2 protein-coding genes are annotated in these 2,737 nt (G+C 31.5%); both read right to left on the bottom strand.

The features are described 5' to 3' along the window. Positions 1 to 149 precede the first annotated feature (149 nt). Entirely contained in the window at positions 150 to 1,037 is an 888-nt protein-coding gene (locus A3EU_RS0125640) for a hypothetical protein (protein ID WP_020539050.1), read from the bottom strand. Positions 1,038 to 1,047: 10 nt separating this feature from the next. Next, positions 1,048 to 2,577, bottom strand: a complete 1,530-nt coding sequence (locus tag A3EU_RS0125635; protein ID WP_020539049.1) for a hypothetical protein — start codon at positions 2,575 to 2,577, stop codon at positions 1,048 to 1,050. Between the last annotated feature and the right edge of the window lie 160 nt (positions 2,578 to 2,737).

Genomic DNA, 2,737 nt, shown 5'->3' with positions numbered 1-2,737 from the left:
AAGCAATTTCTCCTCCAAATTAATTCCTTTTACAACTAGAGTCGGGCGGCTTTATCAAAGCTTCCATTTTTGTTGGTATGGCACACAACTCAAGCCTAGGCGACGTGCGACCACAGGGAGCATGGACGTCCTAGGCAAAGTTGTGTGCATTAATTTACATATAAGTCATGTATCTCTATACTAGCCTTACAGAGAACATAAGATATGTTTTTTACAATTCTTTCCCTTTCCAGTCTTGCAAAAGAAACGTTATTTATCATTAAGCTGATATCACTACCTGAAGACTGTAACGAAATTGTATTAAGTTCTTTTTTAAGATTAAAGTTTTCACTCCAATTGATCAAATCTACCAATTTATCATCTTCTTGAATAAAGCCTAGATATGATTGATTAGATCTTATCAATAAAAAATATTCATCACCACTACCTACAATAAAGCTAAATCCCCAGAAACCATTCTCGCTTATTTCTTTACCTAATACTCCTGTACTTATTTCTTTTATTTCAGGAGTAAGTATGCTGCCTAACATCAGGTGTCGCTGATATCTCCCAGGTCCTTTTGAAGTAAGCTTTACAAAATCAATATGATTGCTAAAACTAACCCTTGAAGTAGATCTAGTATCCCAGATTTCACTTGAAACATTACTAAAATCTGTTACATAATATTTGAAGACATCACCCTTTTCTTTATATGCAAACTCTTTAATGATGAAAAATGAGATTCCAACTCCCAGAAGAAAAACCAAAATATATTTCCATACACTCGATGTTTTCTCTTTGAGTTTTTCAGGTTTAGATTTTTTTTCTTCTGGCTTAATAATTTTCGATACGAAAGCAATGAGTATAGCAAATATGATAAGAAGAAAAAAGCCGGATACTATCCATTTAATAACTATAAGGGCGTTATCTTCACTTAATTGCGGTATAATATCCTTACCAATAGAATCTCTTCCTAATACTAAAAAAGTAAATATCAGTAACGCAACAACTCCAAGGAAACTTGCTTTTTTAATAAAATTTATAAATACCGATTCCATATTGAGGTAGTTAAATTAATACATCTGATATCTTAATCAAGATACGAACTCTCCTAAATTCAGGGCCAATCCTGCTGTCTTCAACAAAAATATTTACCTTATAACTAATTTCAGCTCTTGAAAGTAGAGGTATATGATTATCTATGTAATCTAAAATTCCTACTGCTCTCAGAAAAGCCAATTCAGGATTATCAATTTTTTCGTCAACAACAACTCCTAAATTTCGGTATTTATCATCTGTATAATCATATACCTTTTTAGTAATTTTCCTTCCATACTCACCTTGATAAACCGTTTGACTTCTTGAAGAAAAAGGAATAGCATCAGCTGCTCCATCAAGCTCAATCTGCACTTTAGTACCATTTTCAAAATAACTATTGAAATAGTTTTCAACCGTCAATTGAAAAGCCTTAACTATAGCTTTAGAAATATCTGAGTCTCTTAATCTGTACCTCCCTGGTTTATAATGATGTATTGTATCGACAAATTGGTCTCCATAGTTATACGAAAACTCACCTATTAACTCTACTTCCTTCTTTAAATACCATCTGTTTATTGTACGAATTCTAATATTCAAATTAGGGTTAATGCTTTCTACTAATTGGTCTTTTCCTTTCAAAGCATCAAATAAGCTAAGAACCTCTTTGTCTATTTTATCACGTTGACTTTTAAAGGTAGTATAAATCAATTTTTCATTAGGCTGAATAAGATCTATTGCTGTAGAGCTCGTACTAAAACCAAGTAGAAAACTGCTAGAAATGAAAAAAAATAGTACAATCACAGATGGGTAAGAAAATTTTTCTAATAGCTTTTTCTGTAGGTCTGAATCTTGCTTTGTCGTCACAAATTGTATATAGGATAATCCCAAAACAATCAATGTGATAGCAATAAAAGTGATTTCGTTTAGCCATACTAGATAAACACCAACTAAAATAAAAAATATACCTATTTTGTACTTATTCCCTTTCTTATCATTGAAATCAAGGTTGATGACATTATATCTTTTCGCATATATCCAGGTTACCGCAATTATGAATAAAAATAAAATGAGTAAAAAATAATGGAAAATGAATTCAGGGAAAAAAAACTCTAGTAAAGTAGACGATACAAAGAAAAACAATATTCCCCATAAGACAACTCTTAACAATTTAATATCCTCGAATGAATTGTCACTATTTTCAAAGTTGTAAAAATTTCTTTCAATATCATAGCGATTTTTGATATATGTCACTAGTACTGATACTAATGTCAATCCAAAGACTACACCTAATTTACTTCCACTCAATACTCCCCAATTTATATTTAATGTCTTGAAAGAGAAGAAAGACAGAAGTAGGACTATAAAAAAAAATGAAGCCCTGATAAAATTATCTGATTTCTTCTGGGAATAATCTGGGAATAAGCAGTAGTTGAGATATATGCTCAATAATATTAAAACAACTAAAACTGCTGAAACATTACTCAATATAAATGTTGTGAACAGTAGTATTATTACTGGATAAAATACATTTATTGCCAACTTAGATTTTTCATTCTCCATTTTCAATTCACTTTATTACGGCAATATAGTCAATGAGTATCTTTCTTTTAGCATTGGTTGCACACAACTCAAGCCTAGGCGACGTGCGTAGCGCAGCGAAGCATGTACGTCCTAGGCAAAGTTGGGCGAATTAATTACTGTTTACAATGGTTTTCAAAAT

Origin of the sequence: Lewinella cohaerens DSM 23179 (genome assembly GCF_000379805.1) — a bacterium.
GTDB classification, from domain to species: Bacteria; Bacteroidota; Bacteroidia; order Chitinophagales; family Saprospiraceae; genus Lewinella; species Lewinella cohaerens.
Note: the sequence above shows the minus strand (reverse complement) of the source record. Positions and strands in the feature narration are given on the sequence as shown.

Bases quoted from the DNA above. Each gene is read 5' to 3' on its own strand.
- A3EU_RS0125640 (WP_020539050.1), bottom strand. From the start codon at position 1,037: ATGGAATCGGTATTTATAAATTTTATTAAAAAAGCAAGTTTCCTTGGA.
- A3EU_RS0125635 (WP_020539049.1), bottom strand. From the start codon at position 2,577: ATGGAGAATGAAAAATCTAAGTTGGCAATAAATGTATTTTATCCAGTA.